General features: G+C 41.2%; 13 protein-coding genes. 2 read left to right on the plus strand and 11 right to left on the minus strand.

What is annotated here, in order from left to right:
* Positions 1–377 precede the first annotated feature (377 nt).
* From ABEG20_RS11505 to ABEG20_RS11520, 4 genes are all read right to left on the minus strand, one after another.
* Positions 378–1067 (minus strand): ATP-dependent Clp protease proteolytic subunit, encoded by a 690-nt coding sequence (locus tag ABEG20_RS11505; RefSeq protein ID WP_406823488.1) that lies wholly within the window; start codon positions 1065–1067, stop codon positions 378–380.
* 79 nt (positions 1068–1146) lie between these two features.
* A complete protein-coding gene (locus ABEG20_RS11510) occupies positions 1147–1416 on the minus strand; it encodes a hypothetical protein (RefSeq protein WP_406823489.1) in 270 nt (89 codons plus the stop codon).
* Complete coding sequence (locus ABEG20_RS11515; RefSeq protein WP_406823490.1) at positions 1397–1957, minus strand: RNA polymerase sigma factor; 561 nt, start codon at positions 1955–1957, stop codon at positions 1397–1399. The genes ABEG20_RS11510 and ABEG20_RS11515 overlap by 20 nt, the downstream gene beginning before the upstream one ends.
* A gap of 674 nt (positions 1958–2631) precedes the next feature.
* Positions 2632–3624, minus strand: a complete 993-nt coding sequence (locus tag ABEG20_RS11520; protein ID WP_406823491.1) for a helix-turn-helix domain-containing protein — start codon at positions 3622–3624, stop codon at positions 2632–2634.
* A gap of 158 nt (positions 3625–3782) precedes the next feature.
* Between ABEG20_RS11520 and ABEG20_RS11525 the strand changes: the two genes are divergently transcribed.
* Positions 3783–4403 carry a class I SAM-dependent methyltransferase gene (locus ABEG20_RS11525; protein WP_406823492.1) on the plus strand — a complete coding sequence of 207 codons (621 nt, stop codon included), beginning with the start codon at positions 3783–3785 and terminating at the stop codon, positions 4401–4403.
* 1231 nt (positions 4404–5634) lie between these two features.
* Here ABEG20_RS11525 and ABEG20_RS11530 read toward each other — a convergent pair.
* From ABEG20_RS11530 to holA, 3 genes are all read right to left on the minus strand, one after another.
* Positions 5635–7662 carry a plastocyanin/azurin family copper-binding protein gene (locus ABEG20_RS11530; protein WP_406823493.1) on the minus strand — a complete coding sequence of 676 codons (2028 nt, stop codon included), beginning with the start codon at positions 7660–7662 and terminating at the stop codon, positions 5635–5637.
* 7 nt (positions 7663–7669) lie between these two features.
* A complete protein-coding gene (locus tag ABEG20_RS11535) occupies positions 7670–8413 on the minus strand; it encodes a hypothetical protein (protein WP_406823494.1) in 744 nt (247 codons plus the stop codon).
* Between the two features lie 337 nt (positions 8414–8750).
* Positions 8751–9770, minus strand: coding sequence for a DNA polymerase III subunit delta (gene holA, locus ABEG20_RS11540; RefSeq protein WP_406823495.1), 1020 nt, complete (start codon positions 9768–9770; stop codon positions 8751–8753).
* Between the two features lie 256 nt (positions 9771–10026).
* Between holA and ABEG20_RS11545 the strand changes: the two genes are divergently transcribed.
* Positions 10027–10485 (plus strand): type I restriction enzyme HsdR N-terminal domain-containing protein, encoded by a 459-nt coding sequence (locus tag ABEG20_RS11545; protein WP_406823496.1) that lies wholly within the window; start codon positions 10027–10029, stop codon positions 10483–10485.
* 1173 nt (positions 10486–11658) lie between these two features.
* On the opposite strand, the gene ABEG20_RS11550 is transcribed toward ABEG20_RS11545, so the two are convergent.
* The 4 genes from ABEG20_RS11550 to ABEG20_RS11565 form a co-directional block, all read right to left on the minus strand.
* Positions 11659–12852, minus strand: coding sequence for a Gfo/Idh/MocA family protein (locus ABEG20_RS11550; RefSeq protein WP_406823497.1), 1194 nt, complete (start codon positions 12850–12852; stop codon positions 11659–11661).
* Positions 12853–13100: 248 nt separating this feature from the next.
* Positions 13101–14465: a DUF1080 domain-containing protein gene (locus ABEG20_RS11555; protein ID WP_406823498.1), complete on the minus strand. Its 1365-nt coding sequence runs from the start codon at positions 14463–14465 to the stop codon at positions 13101–13103.
* A 121-nt stretch (positions 14466–14586) separates the two neighbouring features.
* Positions 14587–15942, minus strand: a complete 1356-nt coding sequence (locus tag ABEG20_RS11560; RefSeq protein ID WP_406823499.1) for a Gfo/Idh/MocA family protein — start codon at positions 15940–15942, stop codon at positions 14587–14589.
* 310 nt (positions 15943–16252) lie between these two features.
* Entirely contained in the window at positions 16253–18919 is a 2667-nt protein-coding gene (locus ABEG20_RS11565) for a valine--tRNA ligase (RefSeq protein WP_406823500.1), read from the minus strand.
* Positions 18920–18978 lie beyond the last annotated feature (59 nt).

Genomic DNA, 18978 nt, shown 5'->3' on the forward strand with positions numbered 1-18978 from the left:
CTTATTCTCGTATTAGCGCAAGTGTACGGGCAAGCGGGTTGGGTAACTTGTGCTTTGATTAATAGTCTTTAAAATACTGCTAAGGCACAAGTCTGGCCAATGCTTAAGGCAAGAGTACTAAGACTCGCGCCAGAATGGGGGTCTACTACAGAAATTTTTCGTTCATAGTCGTCACCCTGAATTTATTTCAGGGTCTATTTAGCAGGAAAGATGCTGAAATAAATTCAGCATGACGATCGCGCTAGTCTGATGGGCTTAAAATTAGTCAGTATGAATAAATATTAATCGAATTCAGGTTATTAAGCAAAAGTCTAGGCAATGGGCGCTAAGACTTGCGCTAAACATGTTCATAATTCAATTTTAAATCAAACAAAACCTTACTCTCCACGCGTTAACACCTCATCAATCATTCCAAATTCCTTTGCTTCGGTGGCGCTCATCCAATAATCGCGACTGGCTATTTCATTGATCCGATCATAACTTTGTCCGCTATGTTTTGCCAAAATATGGTACAGATCTGATTGTACTTTTAACACTTCTCTGATCCTGATATCCATATCTATGGCGGTTCCCTCTGCCCCACCCGAGGTTTGATGGATCATAACCCTGGAGTGCTGCAAAGCCGAACGTTTACCGGCAGCACCGGCACACAACAATACCGAACCCATAGAAAGCGCAATGCCTGTACAAATGGTAGCCACATCTGGCGCGATAAACTGCATGGTATCATAAATGCCAAAACCTGCATAAACCGATCCACCGGGTGAGTTGATATACAACTGGATGTCGCTTTTAGCATTAACCGACTGCAAAAAAAGCAATTGGGCCTGTATTACATTGGCATTCCGCTCATCAACCGCTTCCCCTAAAAAAATAATCCTGTCCATCATCAGCCGCGAAAAAACATCCATCTGTGCCACATTCAGCTGGCGTTCTTCCGTAATGTAGGGCGTCATGGCAACAGGCAGGCAATAAGCGGCACTTCTGCTCATATACTGATCTACATAAAGGCTGTTTAAACCCTGGTGTTTTACCGCGTAATGGCGGAATTCCTTATTGATATCCATCGTATTGATTTTAAATTTTGGGCATAGCGATGCCACTGCCCCGAATAATGGAGCATGATGTATAAATTAAATTGATTGTTTACTTGCGGAACAAACGCATTACCTTTTGCCTGAAACTTTTGTGCTCGGCGGTATTAAACAGCGTTTCGTGTATATTATTGATTTCATTTTTCAGCTGCTTCCGGCCATAATCACGCACCATCTGGTAAGTTTTGTTCTGCCAGTACACTTGTTGTTTTAGTTTAGGCTGTAGAATCATTTTAGCTTCGAACAGGAAACGTTCTCCATCCTTACCGTCTGACAGGAGGTAATGCTCAATTAAACGGAGCTCATTCAACGATGTCTTCATATTTTAAGGATTTAGCTTTAACCGTTTCTTTCACTTTTTCGAGGCATTTAAATTTCTGAGCGGTTGCAGAGCGTGCCCCCGAAAAGCCAAAACGCCCGGCCAGTGTTTCCATATCCAGTTTTTCGTAATAAAAAGCACTGAGCAACTGCATACATTTCTGTCCGGCCTGCTCCAGTAAATGCATCAGTTTTCCTGAAGAAACTTCCTCGTACCGGGTATCGGCCAAATCGATCTCTTCATTAAAAACAAATCCAAAGGAATCGAGGGTAACATGTTTGTCGTTTTCCTGATAACGTTTGATCCATAAATATCTGGCAATTCCATACAAATAGGATTTAGCCTGGTAATTCAGCTTCAGTCCCGAAACCTGCACTTTTTCATAATATACCACCAGTGCATCCTGAAAAATATCTTTTGCTTCCTCAAATGATCCGCCCATCTTGCTGACGTGCCTGGCCACCAAAGGAAAAGCTTCTTTGTAAAGTTTCATAAAAAGGGCTTCGCGCTGGCTCGGCTTCTCTTTGATGGATGTTGCTGTCATGATTAGGATGCTTTATATAATATGTGGGGATTTTTGATCAGATATCACCTAAAATTAGTAATTATTTTTTGTTGACGTTAGTTAATCTATTGTTCGGAACATATTGTAAAAATTGTCTGGAGCCTAATGCCAGCTTGCTTGGAAAAAACACACCCCTTACCGAAACAATATTAATACTACCTTGTGGACAATCCTCTTTTAAGGAAAGTTTAGGCATTATGCTAGCTTGCTTTGAAACAACACAGCCCTTACCGAAGCACGCCCGTCAATCCCAATCCTTATATTAAATCCTAGCTTATGGACAATTCTCTTTTAAGGAAAGTTTAGGCATCATGCTAGCTTGCTTTGAAACAACACAGCCCTTACCGAAGCACGCCTGTCAATCCCAAGAGCCGGGGAAATCAAAAAAACAGGTACAGTTCAGGTAAATTGGCACTAACAAACCTGAAACGCAGTGGTTTTGTGTTCATAACGATGATTTAAATTTTTTAAAAAAATATTGAACACAAAACGAAGTGCCGCTGTTTTTTTGATGCGCATGGGATAGTGCAAAAGGCTCATTGCTGGATTGACAAAGCATTTTTGCATACTTTTGATGCCTCAAAAGTTTGATGCCCCGCGGCATAGAGCGGTAGCTGAATATTCACGCTGTAAAGCATTAATGAATTACCATCTTACACCTTCAACTTACCCGGCGTTACTGCAAATTTCTTTCTGAAAGCATTACTAAAGTGCTGTACAGAGGAATAACCGAGCATAAAGGCCACCGATTTTATTGAAATTCCATCAACCAGCAGTTCTTTTGCGTGGTTAAGCCTGTAATCGCTTAGGTAACCAAATATGCTGTTATCAAATAATCCTTTAAAGCCTTGTTTCAGTTTAAATTCGTTAATGCCGCATAATTTAGCCAGTTCTGCAACCGATGGTGGTTGGTGCATATGCTGGATCAGGTAATCTCTGGCCTGATAAATGCAGTCCCGATCATAATTAGAAGATAAAGCCGCTGGCTGTTTTTGGTTAATGCTCCGTTCAAAAGCTTCGGCCTGGAGTACCAGTAACTCAATACATTTCGATTCGATAAACAGATGCTTCAATCCTTCCGGATAATCACAATCGAGAATATCTCTGATGCATTGCTGCATAGGCCATGAAATAGGAAGATTATGATCGCCCAGCTGCATGTAACGCCCGGTATCGGCATGATCTGCCAGCACCTGTAACGCTTTGGTAGAATGCTCTGCCAGTTGCAAAAACTTTTCTTTGGCAAAATGTACCTCAAAAAAGCGATAGCATTGGCCGGTATCATATTGGCCTGTACCATCAAGCTCAGGCATATAAATCATATTCTGCTGGTTGGAATTAAAGATGTATTGCTGCTTATTTACGCGGTTAAAAATGGTGCCACTGCCTGAGAGCGTAAAACGCAGTTTGATCATATCGGGTACATCGTGAGTTGGGCTAAAATACATCTGCTGCTGTTTAAACAGAATGTCGCCGTATACGATATAGATACCAGGAATATTGATCTGCACCAATTCGGCATCACTAAAAGAAAAACTGTATTTATCCTTTCTTTTGGTCATCAATGTTCCCTGTACCAAGCGATCATCAAAGCTGCCCCCTACCTTTTTCCAGGCCCCGTAATTCTTACCAACATTGATTCCCATAAAAGCAATGATCACAAAAAATGCCGAACTAATGTAATGGGATTATCCACATTTCGGTTTTTTGCAAAAGAAAATCCCTTTGGTGTAAAAGCACGAAGCAGGTATTTTTCAATTTTGCCCGAATTGCGAAATGCACCGCAAGAGATTAACCGTTGATTATGGACAAGCAAGAAGACCAAAACACATTAACCCTAAAATTAAAAACTGACGTTCTACCACCCAAAAACAGTCTGATTTTTAAACTTATACAAGGTTTACCTTTAAAAAAGAAAGAAAATGTGTTGGAAATCGACCTGGCTAGCTTAGAACATCTTACTTATCTGCTGCAGAAGGCAGAAAACATCAGTTATTCTGGCACTTATCATACCGAAGCCTTAACTAATTCGGCCTTTTCTATTGATGAAGCTAATGGTAATGCCATAGAATTAATTAAAACAACAGATAATCAACTCGATTTCGATGATAATTCATTTGATTATTGTTTTACAGCCAACACCATTTATTTTTGGCCCGACCCTATAAAGTACTTGACTGAGAGCTATCGCGTATTAAAATCAGGCGGAAAAATGAATCTTGCCTTTGTTGAGAAAAACTTTGGCGCCCACCTACCCTGGACACAGCTCGATTTCACATTTTACGAAATTGATGAAGTAAAAACATTTTTCAAAAAATCGGGATTTACCAATATTGAGGCAAAGGAAATGACAGAAACAATTACCGATCAAAACGGAAAGGAAATCAATAAACCTTTTATCATGGTATCAGGCCAGAAAAAATAGTGGCTCTGGTTAAATTCACCTGCTATTGGAATCCAATGTCATCGAAGGATCGTCATCCTGAACTTGTTTCAGGATCTTATTGAAATAAATTTGGCCCCTTACTAGCCTGCTTAGGCACAAGTCGGGCCAATGCGTAGGCAATAAGCGCTAAGACTCGCGCAAGAATGGGGATTTGCCAATATTTAAGTAAAGAAATTAATTGAAACGATAATCGATCAAAAAGGAGAGTAAATCACTAAACCTTTTATCATGGTATCAGGCCAGAAAAAATAGTGGCTCTGGTTAAATTCACCTGCTAGTGGAATCCAATGTCATCGAAGAATCGTCATCCTGAACTTGTTTCAGGATCTTATTGAAATAAATTTGGCCCCTTACTACTTGCTTAGGCACAAGTCGGGCCAATGCGTAGGCAATAAGCGCTAAGACTCGCGCAAGAATGGGATACTATCCCATTTAATGATTTGTGAAAAACCAACGGTCTGCTGGAATTCCTCTCCTCTAACTTGTCATTCTGAACGCAGTGAAGAATCCTTTCCATACGGACGCAATTTTGCCATCCTCACAAGCCTATTACGCTAATTCTGTTCAAAAAAGATCCTTCGCTTCGCTCAAGGATGACAATGCAACAGAGAATAGAGTCAATAACCCCTCACTAGCGCGAGTCCTAGCGTACAGGCAGGCGCGCTGGATGACTTGTGCTATTGATTAATAGTCTTTAAAATACTGCTTAGGCACAAGTCGGGCCAATGCGTAGGCAATGAGCGCTAAGACTCGCGACAGAATGAGAAAGATTCTTCGCTGCGCTACAATAGACAGAATCCATTAACACGCCCGTCATTCCCGCGCATGCGGGAACCTTAAAGCGCTTGCATTACGATTCCCAATCGAGTTGGCTATTGTGGCATAATGCATTTACGTATAGCTAGGCCATAGCACCGTATCACCGTTCTACTTCAATCCGGCCTAATAAATTTTTCGGACTGCACTGCTCCAGCCATACTACTGCCTTCAAAAGAAAAATTTTCAGCCGGCATTTTTTGTTACTTTTTGATGCCAAAAAGTAAGAGCCCTTCGGCGGCGGCGAGCCGAGGCAAGACTTGTGCGAAGGAAAAAACGTCACTCATATTGATTTTTATACCATAAATTATTCCTCAGGATGACAATACAAAAGAGAACAGAATCTATAACGCTACGCGCCATGATCTGTATCCCACAAAACATATCGATAATCTTATTTAATCACTTTAATCTGGCCTTTCATTACCATATAATGGCCAGGATAGGTACAAATAAAAGGATATATGCCAGGTTTGTTAGGCACGGTAAAATAAATCGTATCTGATTTTCCCGGCTGTAGCAATGAGGTATAAGCCAATACCTTAGGTGTTGCCGGAACAAAATCATACTTTTCGCCATCAAGGCCCATTTTCAAGGCCATTTCTCCTACCGCATTACCTGATGCCGGCATAGTGAGCACAAAATTGTGCAGCATATCATCAACATTTTTGAAGGTTAGTTTTACTTTGGTACCTGCCTTCAGGGTAATATTGGTCAAATCAAATTTAAGTCCTGGCTTGGTGCCCAATACAATCGTTTTCTCTGGTCCTTTTGTCCAGGTTTCGGGCTGTTGTGTTACGTGTTTCGTAATATCGGTATTGCCCTTGACAGCACCGCCCGCTGCAGGCATATTGCCCATCTGGTGATGGTCCATACCCTCCATATGATGTGCGGCCGGCGCGTTGCCTGTGGGTTTATTTTCGGCAGTTAGCGCCAGCTTTTCTCCGTCAGGAATCTTATTCATGGTATAATATCCATAATTGTGCAATAAAGGAATATTGCCGTTTTCTGCACGTAAGCCTTCCATTTTGATTTCATGGATATAACCTTCTTTTAAACTATCCAACACCAGGCGTACCTTTTTATGGTCGGGAGAAACCACAATGGCTTTAATACTACGTGCCGATTGATTAATGACCGGACTACCGTAAATATGGTGGTATTTATAAATAAAAGTAGAGAGTTTATAAGCGCCGGCATCGCGGGCTGTTTTTTCATCAACCGGCATGGTAAACTCCAGCTCGAAACCATCGGGCTGCGCTTTTACCGTTTGCACCTCAAAGGGCATAATACCCGACCAGGTTAAACGCTGCAGCCCATATTCGGCTTTGCCTGTTGATGACCATCCTCTTGAAGTCATCCCCACCAGCATACTACCATCTGAGCCCCAGTTCATCCGGAGGATACCTGAAGAAAATCCCCTGCGGAACGGAAATACCACACCCTGGTATACGCCTTTAACTTTTTCTAAAAATACCCTGTTGATATTACTCTGTGCTTGGTCGCCAACAAAAAGTTGTCCTTTAAAAGGCCCCATATTGCCATTATCAGTATAATTGAGGATACCGGATGTAGAGTTGCCCATAATAGAATGCGGAATCCACACCGAAGGGGTTTTTAATCCAGGTACCCTTTTGGCTACCTCAAATTCGGGTTCGCCGGTATCGGGAATATCTTGTTTACGCAGCTTAACCGGCGAACCAGGCTCACCTGCCCATACCAGGCCCGCAGGATTACCTACAAAATCGCCTTCCGCTACGTGGGTAATGCTACCAGAGCCTACCCAGTCGCCCTGGTTTTCAGCGTAAAATATTTCGCCATCGTTATTCAGTGCCATTGCTGCAGGCGAGCGAAAACCGGTTGCAAATGGTTTCATTTTGAAGTCTGGTGTAAATTTGAGCATCCAGCCATGCCATTTAGATAAACTGGCGCCGTAACCAATCCAACCCAGGTTAAGTGTAACTACCATATTGCCATCTTTATCCAACATCGGACCATAGGCATATTCGTGGTAATTGCCAGATAGCGGCCACGAATACATGGTGCGGTATTCATCGGCTTCTCCATCCCCATCCAGATCGCGCAGGCGTGTAATCTCAGCGCGCTGAGTAAGGTAAATATCTCCTTTGATATAATTTAAGCCCAAAATTTCGTGCATGCCATGCGCAAACAAGCGGTATTTTGGCTGTTGCCCATCCTTCATGTATGGGTTGGTAATGATCCAGACTTCACCTTTACGGGTAGCCACAGCCAGTTCATCGTTAGGTAAAAAAGTCATTCCGCCCACTTCAAGTGCAATTTCTTTCGGAATGGGAACGGTTACGATAGGATAAATCTGTTTCTCTGTTTGTGTTTGTGCTTTTACCGTTACCAAGCCAGTGCCCAGCAACAAAAGCGACAATAAGTATGTTGATTTTTTCATGTCTTGATTACCAGGTTATGGAGTAGGTTAATGAATCAGTAGCATTGGCCAGTTGTACCAGCAGTTCTTTACCCTTTTGGGTTTTCCTGATGAAAGCTTTTGTACCATCGGCAACTTTTATGGTATAAGCTTTGTCGCCAACAACATAACTATTGTTTTTATGCGCTTCGATATTTGGCCCAACTGCAATACGACAATAAAGTGGTTGCTTGCCATTGCTAATGCCAATGGTACGGCTGAATGCTTTACCACCATCAAGAACGGCTATTTTATCGCTTACATCGGCCCCATTTGCCGTGTATAAAAATGTAGGCATTTTGCTTTTATCTAAAACATAGCCCTGGGTTTGTAGATCGTCAAATGCAATGGAATCCGGCCATGCGGCATCCTTGTCGGCCAGCACAGCAAGGGCAGGTGCAGCAGAGAATGGTAAAACGGTCCCTAAAGGCTTAGCCAGCTGAGGTTCTCCCCTATCCTCCCACATTTCTCTTACATCTATAAAATCTCCGCGCCATAGCTCCAGCAGGGCACCCTGTTTCAGATCATAGGCATAATTTACCTTTTCTGGCGTACCGACCGAAATGACATGGGTGCGTTTTTTCCCTTCAAACATCAGGAAGCTTCGCAATAAATACGGTTTGGTTGTTACATTGATGACATAAGGATTGGCATTTTGGGCCATAGAATAGGCTGCACAGCAGGTGATAAGTGCGAGGCAGCACATCATTCGTTTATAGATCATAATTTTCATCTGGTTAAGGCGCAACAAAACAATCGGTTGCATAACAAATATATCATTAGCATGCCAGTTTACAAAAACAATCACCCGCAAACCACACAATAAGTTAATTTACAACTAATTAAAGTTAAATTTAAATAAGACAAACGATAGCACAATTAGGCCATAAACTGGTAAAACCTTTTACTAAAAACGTATAAATTTAGCTTAATGATCCATTAGTTTTTACTTTCATATGTGGGCAATCTCATCATTTCGCGGCGAGCAGAAAAGGCAAGGTCATTACAAGATCTAGCAGATAGATTCTCTACTATGCTTGTATTATGATTAAGGAATGGGTTCGTGATGCTTAATGAACAATCTTAAATACCAATTCTTTTAAGAGTTCTCCATCATCTACATTGCCGGTACTATCTAATCCTTTGCTTTTTAAATCATATTCCCGGAGTAAACTGATCACCTGGAAAACTTTACCGGTATGGTAATTTCTTGCCGCTACTTCATAATCTTTGATAAAAAACGGAGGCACGCCCAAAGCGGATGCAGCATCGGCCTTATTTGGGATATAATGATATTTGAGGAGCTTGGTAAAATAACCACCTAAATTGGCCAAAACCATTACAGTTGGATTGGCTTTGGGGTTGCTGGCGAAGTAATTGATAATTTTATTGCATTTTAGCACATCGCGGATGGCCAGTGCTTTCTGTAATTCGAAAACGTTATATTCTTTACTAATGCCTATATTTTTCTGAACCAGATCGGTATTGATGGTTACTTCTTTCGAAACATTGAGCATCAACTTTTCTATTTCGTTCGCAATTTTAGAAAGATCTGTTCCCAGATACTCAGCCATTAGTGTCGATGCCTGCTGGTCGATCTTATAACCTTTTTCTTTAACAAATTCTTCAATCCAGGGTACCAGCTTATAATCGCGAACGGGATCTGACTGAAAAATCAATCCGCTTTTATTAATGGCTTTATAGATTTTTTTACGTTTATCGAAATTGGCGTATTTATAAGCCAGCACCAAAATGGTACTGGGTAGTGGTTTTTCGAAATAATTGAGTACGAATTCGCCTTCTTTTGAACTATCTTCTTTACCCCACTTTAAATCCTGCGCTTCTTTAACAATCACTACCTGGTAATCTGACATCATAGGGTAACGTTTTGCAGCACCCAAAACCGTAGCCATATCGGTATCTTTTCCATACAAAACCGTCTGATTAAAACCTTTTTCGGCATCATTCAGCAGCTTATCTTCGATATAATCGGTTACCTGATCAATATAATAAGATTCTTCACCATGCAGTAAGTACACAGGTTTAAACTTTCGGGCTTTGATATCTTTAATAATTTCGGCAGCTGTCATTGCCTGTAAAATTACAATTTAGGTTTAAGGATTTGGGTAAATGTTTATAATTTAAAGATATGAGATTGGAGAAGTGAGATTGGAGATATCAGATAGAGTGCTTAGCTGGATATTCCAAAATTAACTACCTTTGAAGCTGCATTAATTGATAAATTGTTTTATTGTTGCATTGTTAAGTGACCTAGCACTGTTAACTGCAAACCGAAAATTGCCAACTGAAAACTGCCAACTGAAAACTGCCAACTGAAAACTGAAAATGTTCACTCCTACCCCGCTTAACCTTCCGCCCTACCCATTTAAAATTACCCAAAAGGATGATGTGGTTTTTATTTTCGATGAGCTGAGGAAGAAACACCTGGTGCTTACCCCCGAAGAGTGGGTGCGTCAGCATTTTATCCAGAATCTGATTTTGGAGAAGAAATTCCCGCGTACATTGATTCAGATTGAAGGTGGCCTGGTGTTAAATCAATTACAAAAACGAAGCGATATTTTGGTTTACAATACCGCTGGCGAAAAACTGATGCTGATTGAATGTAAGGCTCCGAAGGTAAAAATTACACCATCGGTTTTTGATCAGGCCTCGCGGTATAATTCGATACATCAGGCCAGGTGGATTGTGCTAACCAATGGTTTGCAACATGTTTATGCCAGGATGGATATGGAAAAGGGCAGCTTTAACTTTGTAGAAGAAATGCCTGAATATTTGGGCCTTTAGTGCAAGAATTTCCTTTTTTGTCATCCTGAACGTAGTGAAGAATCTTTATTGACCACTATTATGAATTGCGAAGCGATCTTAAAAAGGTATCAATGTATTGTAATGTTTTTTTTGGAAAGCAGAAACAGTGGCATTTAGGTTTATCCAGTCCCGCTCCCGCTTCTGCCGATTGATCCCGATGTAAAATCGGGAGGCATCCCGCTTCGATCGGGTTTAGGTGGCACAGCCGGCAAGGCAATTAGGGGTTGCAATACGCAGGAGTAATATCTTTCTGAATTATGCTATATCCTTCAATAGCAGCAAAAGCCTTACCAGTTTAAATATGACTGACACGAAAATCCTTTTTTGTCCTTTGACTACACTACCGATGACAGAATCCGTTAGCACGGTCGTCATTCCCGCGCAGGCGGGAATCTTAAACCGCTGCGCTACGGTTCAAAATCCGGATTGGGAATGACGATCTCGCGCAGCCTAACACTCATCTTTCGGTTGGTGTCCTCACTAGCGCGAGTCTTCGTGCACAGGCAAGCAGGCTGGATAAATGTGCTTTGACTAATAGTCTTTAACATACTGCGAAGGCACAAGTCTGGCCAATGCATAGGCAATAAGCACTAAGAATCACGCCCGAATGGAATATTTGGGGCTGTAGTGCAAGAATTTCCTTTTTTGTCATCCTGAACGTAGTGAAGGATTTTTATTGACCATTATTAAGAATTGCGAAGCGATCTTAAAAAGGTATCAATGTCTTGTAATGTTTTTTTGGAAAGCAGAAACAGTGGCATTTAGGTTTATCCAGTCCCGCTCCCGCTTCTGCCGATTGATCCCGATGTAAAATCGGGAGGCATCCCGCTTCGATCGGGTTTAGGTGGCACAGGCAGCAAGGCAATTAGGGGTTGCAATACGCAGGAGTAATTTCTTTCTGAATTATGCTATATCCTTCAATAGCAGCAAAAGCCCTACATATTTAAACCTGATTGAAATGTAAAGCCCACAGCGCAGCGAGGACTTGTAATGAAAAGCAGGACTAACTTTAAAACAAAACACTGCAATTGCTTTCCAAAAAAATCACGAGCATTAAACTCTTTTACTGGGGCACCAACCAATAGAAAAAAGATTTGCTTCGCAGAGCCTCCGGGTTCTTCAATCGTTCAGAATGACAAACGAGAATATGGTCTAAACACTATACTCGGGCTTCCAAACCTGTTTATTACCACTATAAATCGCCTCATTACACATCGCCACGCATATAGCGGCCTGCGTTCCGGTATTAATGTTTGATGCAGGCTCTAGCTTTGTGGTGATCGATTTATAAAATTCATCGAGTGCATAATTTGTACCATCAATGGTGGCTTTATCCAAAATCGGGATTCCGCCGTCTTTATTCACCACAATTTTCGTTGCCCCGGTTACGCCATCAACAATACCCAATTCTTTTTTGGCACGCTCTTCAGGATAAAATAAGCCAGTATTGGTTAGCAGGGAAACCGAACCTTTCGTACCTTTTATTTTAAACAGGTAACCATCGTGTGCATTGCCACAAGTCGCCCCGAAATTGCCAATCATACCTTTTTCATTATACCGCAAAATGGCCTGAATGTTATCATAAGTTTCTCTGCCATCCTTAAAAACATCTATGCCACCCGAGCCCATAATTTCATCAGGCTGCGTTTCGAAAGCCCAGTTGATAAAATCGATCTGGTGTGAAAGCAGCTCGGCAGCCAATCCGCCAGAATATTCTTTGTACATCCGCCAGTTGATTTTTCGTTCTAAAGCCGGATCCGGAACAGCCCTGCGCCAGTTACCGTTACGGTCCCAACGGCAATCGATCTGGCTAACCTTGCCCAGGTAACCACTCTGAATCATCTCTTTCACTTTAAAATATAGTGGCGAATAACGGTATTGATAACCCACCTGAAAAACCTGATTAGGGTATCGTTTAACCAGTTTCTTAAGTTCAAGTGCCTGGACGATATTGTAAGTCATGGTTTTTTCTACATAGACATGTTTACCGGCCAGCACGGCATCTTTTGCAATGCCGAAATGCTCGCTTAAGGGTGTAGCAATAAAAACCGCATCGATTGTTTTGTCAGCTAAAACCCTGCGGTAATCTTTAATGGCTTTAGCATCAGCCGGGACATACTTTTCGGTTTCCCTAAGCCTGAAATCGAGCAGATCGCAATAGGCTTTGATCTTATATTTATCCGGCATAGATTTAATTACCGACAATACTCCCTTACCGCGATCGCCACAACCAATCATGGCCACATTAATAATTTCATCAGCTGCTAAATTGGCAAAACCCTGCTTGCCCAAAAGTAATCCAGAACTTATTAGGGCTGATGTTTTAACAAAAGATCGACGATGCATGATATGTTAATGTTTTATTTCTTTATTCGTAAATATATTTAACCACAGATTAATATAGAAAACCAAAATTGGATTATTAATATTGGCTTAAAAGTTTTCTCGGATATTTTTAGCTCACAGTCGTCACCCTGAATTTATTTCAGGGTCTATATAGCAAGAAAGATGCTGAAATAAATTCAGCATGACGATCGCGTTAAGAAAAGTAGACTAAAACTAATCAAAACGCATAAATATTAATCGAACTCAGGTTATAAATTCTTGATTTTAATGGTCCTGAAATCTACTTTATTGCCATGATCCTGCAGCAGGATATGTCCTTTTGGGGCTTCACCAAAGTTTTTCCAGTCTTTATATTTACTAATGGCTACCAATTTTTTAAATTCTTCAGAACCACGTGTATATTCTAACACTTTAACCCCATTTAAATAATGTTCAACTTTATTATTTGGATATACTACCACGCGGCCATTGTTCCAGCTGCCTATTGGGCGCAGGTAACGGGCTTCTTTTTTCGAGGTGATCAAATCATACAGGGATGCTAAAGTGCGGTTTCCATCTCTGCCTAACTTGGCGTCAGGATGCAGTTCGTCATCTAAAACCTGGTATTCCAGGCCAATAGCCGAACCTTTGTTATTTTCGCTCAGGGTAACAAAATATTTCACCCCGCTATTGGCTCCCGGTGTCAGTTTAAACTCGAACGACAAATCAAAAGCAGCATACTCATCCCTGGTCACAATATCTCCACCGTTGGTCGATTCGGCACCGCCAGAAGGCTCTACGCTGATTATGCCATCGGCAATTTTCCAACCTTTGGCAGGGAAAGTAGTTTTATAAGCACCAACCCAACCTGTACTGCTTTTACCATCAAATAACAGTTTATACCCTTCCGATTTTTCATAAGCAGATAAGGTATTCGGGGTTAAATTAACCGTATAAATTCCTTTAGGAAATGCTTTGCTCTTTAGCCCTTCGGTTTGAATGTTGATATTTTTGAAATAAACTTTCTTGCCATCATTATCGAGATTATTGCCGATGCCATGCACCTGCAGACCGATAAATCCTGATTGATCCAAAGTATCAATCACATAGGCAACAGGTGTTCCATTAACCCAGGTTTTAAGTTCGTTGCCAATGCATTCGATTTTGTAATGGTTAAACTCATTCTTTTTGTACAAAGGTTTTGCCGCTGGATTAAGTTCCAGAGGATATAACCACAATCTTCTGGCTTCGTCGTAAATTCCACCTGTCCATGCTCTTGGTGTAGGGTCTATTTCTACCTGCCTCCCAAAAACCAATCCTTTACCATTATTTCCTTCTGGTTTAATATGGCTACGGGTTTGCACACCAGAGTTGGTGGTTTCGCCTTCCAGTTTCACATCCAGTTCCAAAATGAAATCGCCATATTCTTTTTCAGTGATTAAGAACGAATTGGGTGTGCCTTTGGTCATAGTTCCCACAATCATCCCATCTTCAACTTTATAAGGTGCTGCACCTGCAACGGCTTTCCAACCCGTTAGTGTTTTACCATCAAACAATGGTTTTGCTTTTTGGGCAGCGGCTGAAAGGCTGATCAGGGAAAGGGCTAGAATACTATATTTTTTGATATTTAACATGATAGGTTTATGAGATTTTATAGTCTTTAATTATTACAAAAACGGTTTGTTCCAAACTTCAGGAAAACAGTTTTTCTGCAAAAAAGATTGCGCCGTCATTCTTCCTCGCCATGACGGCAAACTAATATTTAAATATTTTTCCGTTCGCCATTACTTCTTGTTTGCCTTCATCGAAAACTGCTTTTGCACCCGTGCGTACCGCAGCATTGGTCATGATATTGGCAACAGAATGCGAATAACCCGCTTCAACCGGGGCATTTGGTGTTTTACGGCTACGCACACATTCCATCCAGTTACGCATATGGCCGGAGGTTAAGGCATCACCGCCCATATTGGCACCGGTTGCGGCTTTAATTTCGGTTTTACTTAAATCAAATTCAGGCAAAAGATTAGCCTTTAATCCCATTGCTGCAGCCTCTCTTTCCCTAAGGCCGCCTTTTGGCGACACTTTATTGGTCATCAGGTTGAGCTCACCACCATTCGAGTAATAAACCTCACCTACATCACCCACACTGTTCTGCATTCTGGAAGTAAAAGTAACCTGGAAACCATCGGTAGTATCCGGCTGACCATAATCGAATACGGCAACCATCGAATCCCAGTTTCTGCGGCCATCCTTCCAGGTGTAAATACCGCCGTTTGCCACTACACTCCGTGGATGTTTTAAATTGGTAAACCAATGCACGGTATCAATCTGGTGGCTCATCCATTGCCCGGGCATACCTGAAGAATAGGGCCAGAATAATCTATATTCCAAATATTTTCTCGGATCAAAAGCCTCATTAGGGCGATTTAACAAAAACCTTTTCCAATCAATATCTTCTTCTTTTAATTTAGCCACTAAATCTGGTCTGCGCCATCTGCCTGGCTGGTTTACATTCCATACCAGATCTACGGCAGTAATCGGCCCGAACTTGCCTTCCTGTATAAATTTTGCCGCATTCATGTAATTTTCTCCACTTCTTCTTTGCGAGCCAATCTGCACAATCTGCCTGCTGGCCTTAACGGCTTTAAATGCAGCTTTGGCATCGTCCATGGTTTCGGCAAAAGGCTTTTCTACGTAGGCATCGCAATTGGCTTTTACAGCCTCGATAGTATGTAAAGCATGTTGAAAATCGGCGGTACTGATAATTACCGCATCAAGATCTTTTGTGGCATAAAGCTCATCATTGTTGCGGCATGCTTTTATATCATGACCAAATTTTTCTTTTAAATGCGCAATCCCTAAATCTCTACGATAATTCCAAAGATCAGAAAGCCCTACTATATCAAAGTTCAGCTCCTTATTATGGTTCAAAAAACAAGGTAAAAGGGTGTCTTTAAAACGGTCAGAAAATCCAACAATACCAACACGTACCCTATCATTTGCGCCAATGATACGTCCATAACTTTTAGCACTCATCCCCATGGTGCCGGCATAGGTTGCTGCAGCAAATACTGCTGATTGTTTAATAAATTTTCTTCTGGAATTTTCCATAGAATAAAACGGTTTAAATAAGGTTAGATAGCTTATGAGTTAAACGATTGATAGCATGTTTAACAGCATCCAAATTAGGATTTTTAGTTTAATAAAAAGGACCGGCTTTGGTAACAATTTAGAAAGGAACAGAAAATGTAAGATGGAGAATGGATGAGGTGAAATGGAGAAGGGGTAAAAAAAGAAAGCCCTTTAGAAAAAATCTAAAGGGCTTACATTAGTCTCGTCACCCTGAATTTATTTCAGGGTCTTAATAGCAAGAAGGATGCTGAAATAAATTCAGCATGACGATCGCAATATCAAGTTATTATTAGCCTAAAACCGCTAAACTTTCTTCAATAATTTTGATTTTAGTTTCAGCGTCGGTTTTTTTGTTGCGTTCATTCGCAATAATTTCTGGTTTTGCATTCTGCACGAAACGCTCGTTGCTCAATTTGGCATCAACGGACTTCAAGAAACCCTGCAGGTATACTAAATCAGCATTTAGACGTTCGCGCTCAGCCTCTACATCAACATTTTCAGTCAGTGGAATAAAGAATTCATCTTTACCCGCCATAAAAGCTGTTGCACCAACAATTTTATCGTTTACAATCTCCGCTTCTGATACGTTGGCTAATTTGAAAACAATGTTTAACCATTTTTCATAATCGAGATCAGAATTTATTTTGATACTTAAAGGCAATGCTTCTTTAGGAGAAATCTGCTTCTGGTTCCTTACATTTCTAATTTCGGCTATCACTGCCTTAATTACCTCGGCATCTTTCAATAATTGCTCATCAAAAGTTCCGCCCTTAGGAAATTCGGCCACAATACAGCAATCCATTTCTGCACGATCGCCAAACAGATCATCATGCCATAACTCTTCGGTAATAAAAGGCATATTTGGGTGCAATAACTTGATGATGTTTTCAAAAAAGGCAATTGTAGCTTTATAACTTTCGGCATCAATGGGCTGTTGGTAAGCAGGTTTAACCATTTCTAAATACCAGGCACAGAAATCATCCCAAACCAGTTTGTAAGTGATCATTAATGCTTCTGATAAACGGTATTGCTTAAAGTTGGCTTCAATTTCTACCAATGCCTCGTTAAAGCGGTTTTCGAACCAGGATATGGCCTGAGTATTAGGGTTAACCAGGTTTTCGTCAACTTCCCATCCTTTTACCAAACGGAAAGCATTCCAGATTTTGCTGGCGAAATTACGCCCCTGTTCGCAATAGCTTTCATCAAACATTAAGTCATTACCAGCAGGTGATGACATTAACATACCTACACGAACCGCATCGGCACCATATTTTTCAATCAAGCCGATCGGGTCAGGTGAGTTACCCAACGATTTAGACATTTTACGGCCTAATTTATCGCGTACAATACCGGTTAAGTATACGTTTGTAAATGGCTTTTTGCCCATAAACTCATGTCCGGCCATAATCATACGCGCTACCCAGAAAAACAAGATTTCAGGCGCCGTAACCAGATCGTTGGTTGGGTAATAATAATTGATATCTTTATTTTCAGGATTTTTAAAGCCATCGAAAACCGAAATCGGCCACAACCATGAAGAGAACCAGGTATCCATCACATCATCATCCTGCCTTAAAAATGGTGATAACTGATGTTTGAACCCTGTTTTTTCAGCATCAGAACAACTCTCGTCCAGATGTTTTTTCTTCCAGAATTCTTCTAAGGCCTCATCTTTGGTTTTGGCTACTACCCAGTTTCCTTTATCATCATACCAGGCCGGAATTCTTTGTCCCCACCATAACTGACGGCTAATGTTCCAGTCGCGCACATTTTCCATCCAGTGACGGTAGGTATTTTCAAACTTATTCGGAATCAGGTTTACTTCTCCATTCAGCACGTCATCCAATGCTGGCTGGGCCATTTCTTTCATCTTCACAAACCATTGCATCGAAAGTTTTGGCTCGATGGCGGCATCCGTACGTTCAGAAAAACCAACCTGCGATTTATAATCTTCCACTTTCTCTAAATGGCCAGCCTCTTCCAACATTTTGGCAATTTTCTTACGGGCAACAAACCTGTCTTCGCCTACTAAAATAACGGCCAGTTCATTTAAAGTGCCATCGTCATTTAAAATATCGGTAACAGGTAAATTGTGCTTAACACCCAGTTCATAATCGTTCAGATCGTGTGCAGGGGTAACTTTTAAACAACCCGTTCCAAATTCAATATCTACATATTCATCTTCAATAACCGGAATTTCGTGGTTAACCAGAGGTACGAAAACCTTTTTACCTTTTAAATGCGTAAAACGTTCATCGTTCGGGTTGATACAGATGGCTGCATCGGCCATAATTGTCTCCGGACGGGTGGTTGCAATAGTTAAAAACTGATCTTCCGTTCCCGAAATCAGGTATTTGATGTAATATAATTTCTGATTTACTTCCTTACGGATCACTTCTTCATCAGAAACTGCAGTTTTACCAGCCGGATCCCAGTTCACCATACGGATCCCACGATAAATCCATCCTTTTTTGTACAGGTGGATAAATGAATCGATCACCGCTTCAGAAAGATCTTCTTCCATAGTAAAACGGGTACGGTCCCAATCGCAGCTTGCACCCAATTTTTTTAGCTGTTCTAAAATAATGCCACCATATTTCTCTTTCCACTCCCAGGCATATTTCAGAAATTCTTCACGCGAAAGGTCTTTTTTATCAATTCCCTGCTCTTTTAACATCGCTACCACTTTTGCTTCGGTAGCAATAGAAGCATGGTCGGTGCCAGGCACCCAGCAAGCATTTTTACCTTGCATACGGGCTTTACGGATCAATACATCCTGAATGGTATTGTTGAGCATATGCCCCATGTGCAGTACACCTGTGACGTTTGGAGGCGGAATGACGATGGTGTAAGGTTCGCGCTCATCAGGTTCTGAGTGAAAAAACTTTTTAGATAGCCAATAGCTATACCATTTATCTTCTGTTTCTGCAGGATTGTACTTGGTGGAAATGCTCATGAAAATTGTTATAAAAGCCCAAAAATAGCTAATTAAGCTGAAAGCCCAAAGCCCGGATA

This window comes from Pedobacter sp. KACC 23697 (genome assembly GCF_045348445.1).
In the GTDB taxonomy this organism is placed as follows: Bacteria; Bacteroidota; Bacteroidia; order Sphingobacteriales; family Sphingobacteriaceae; genus Pedobacter.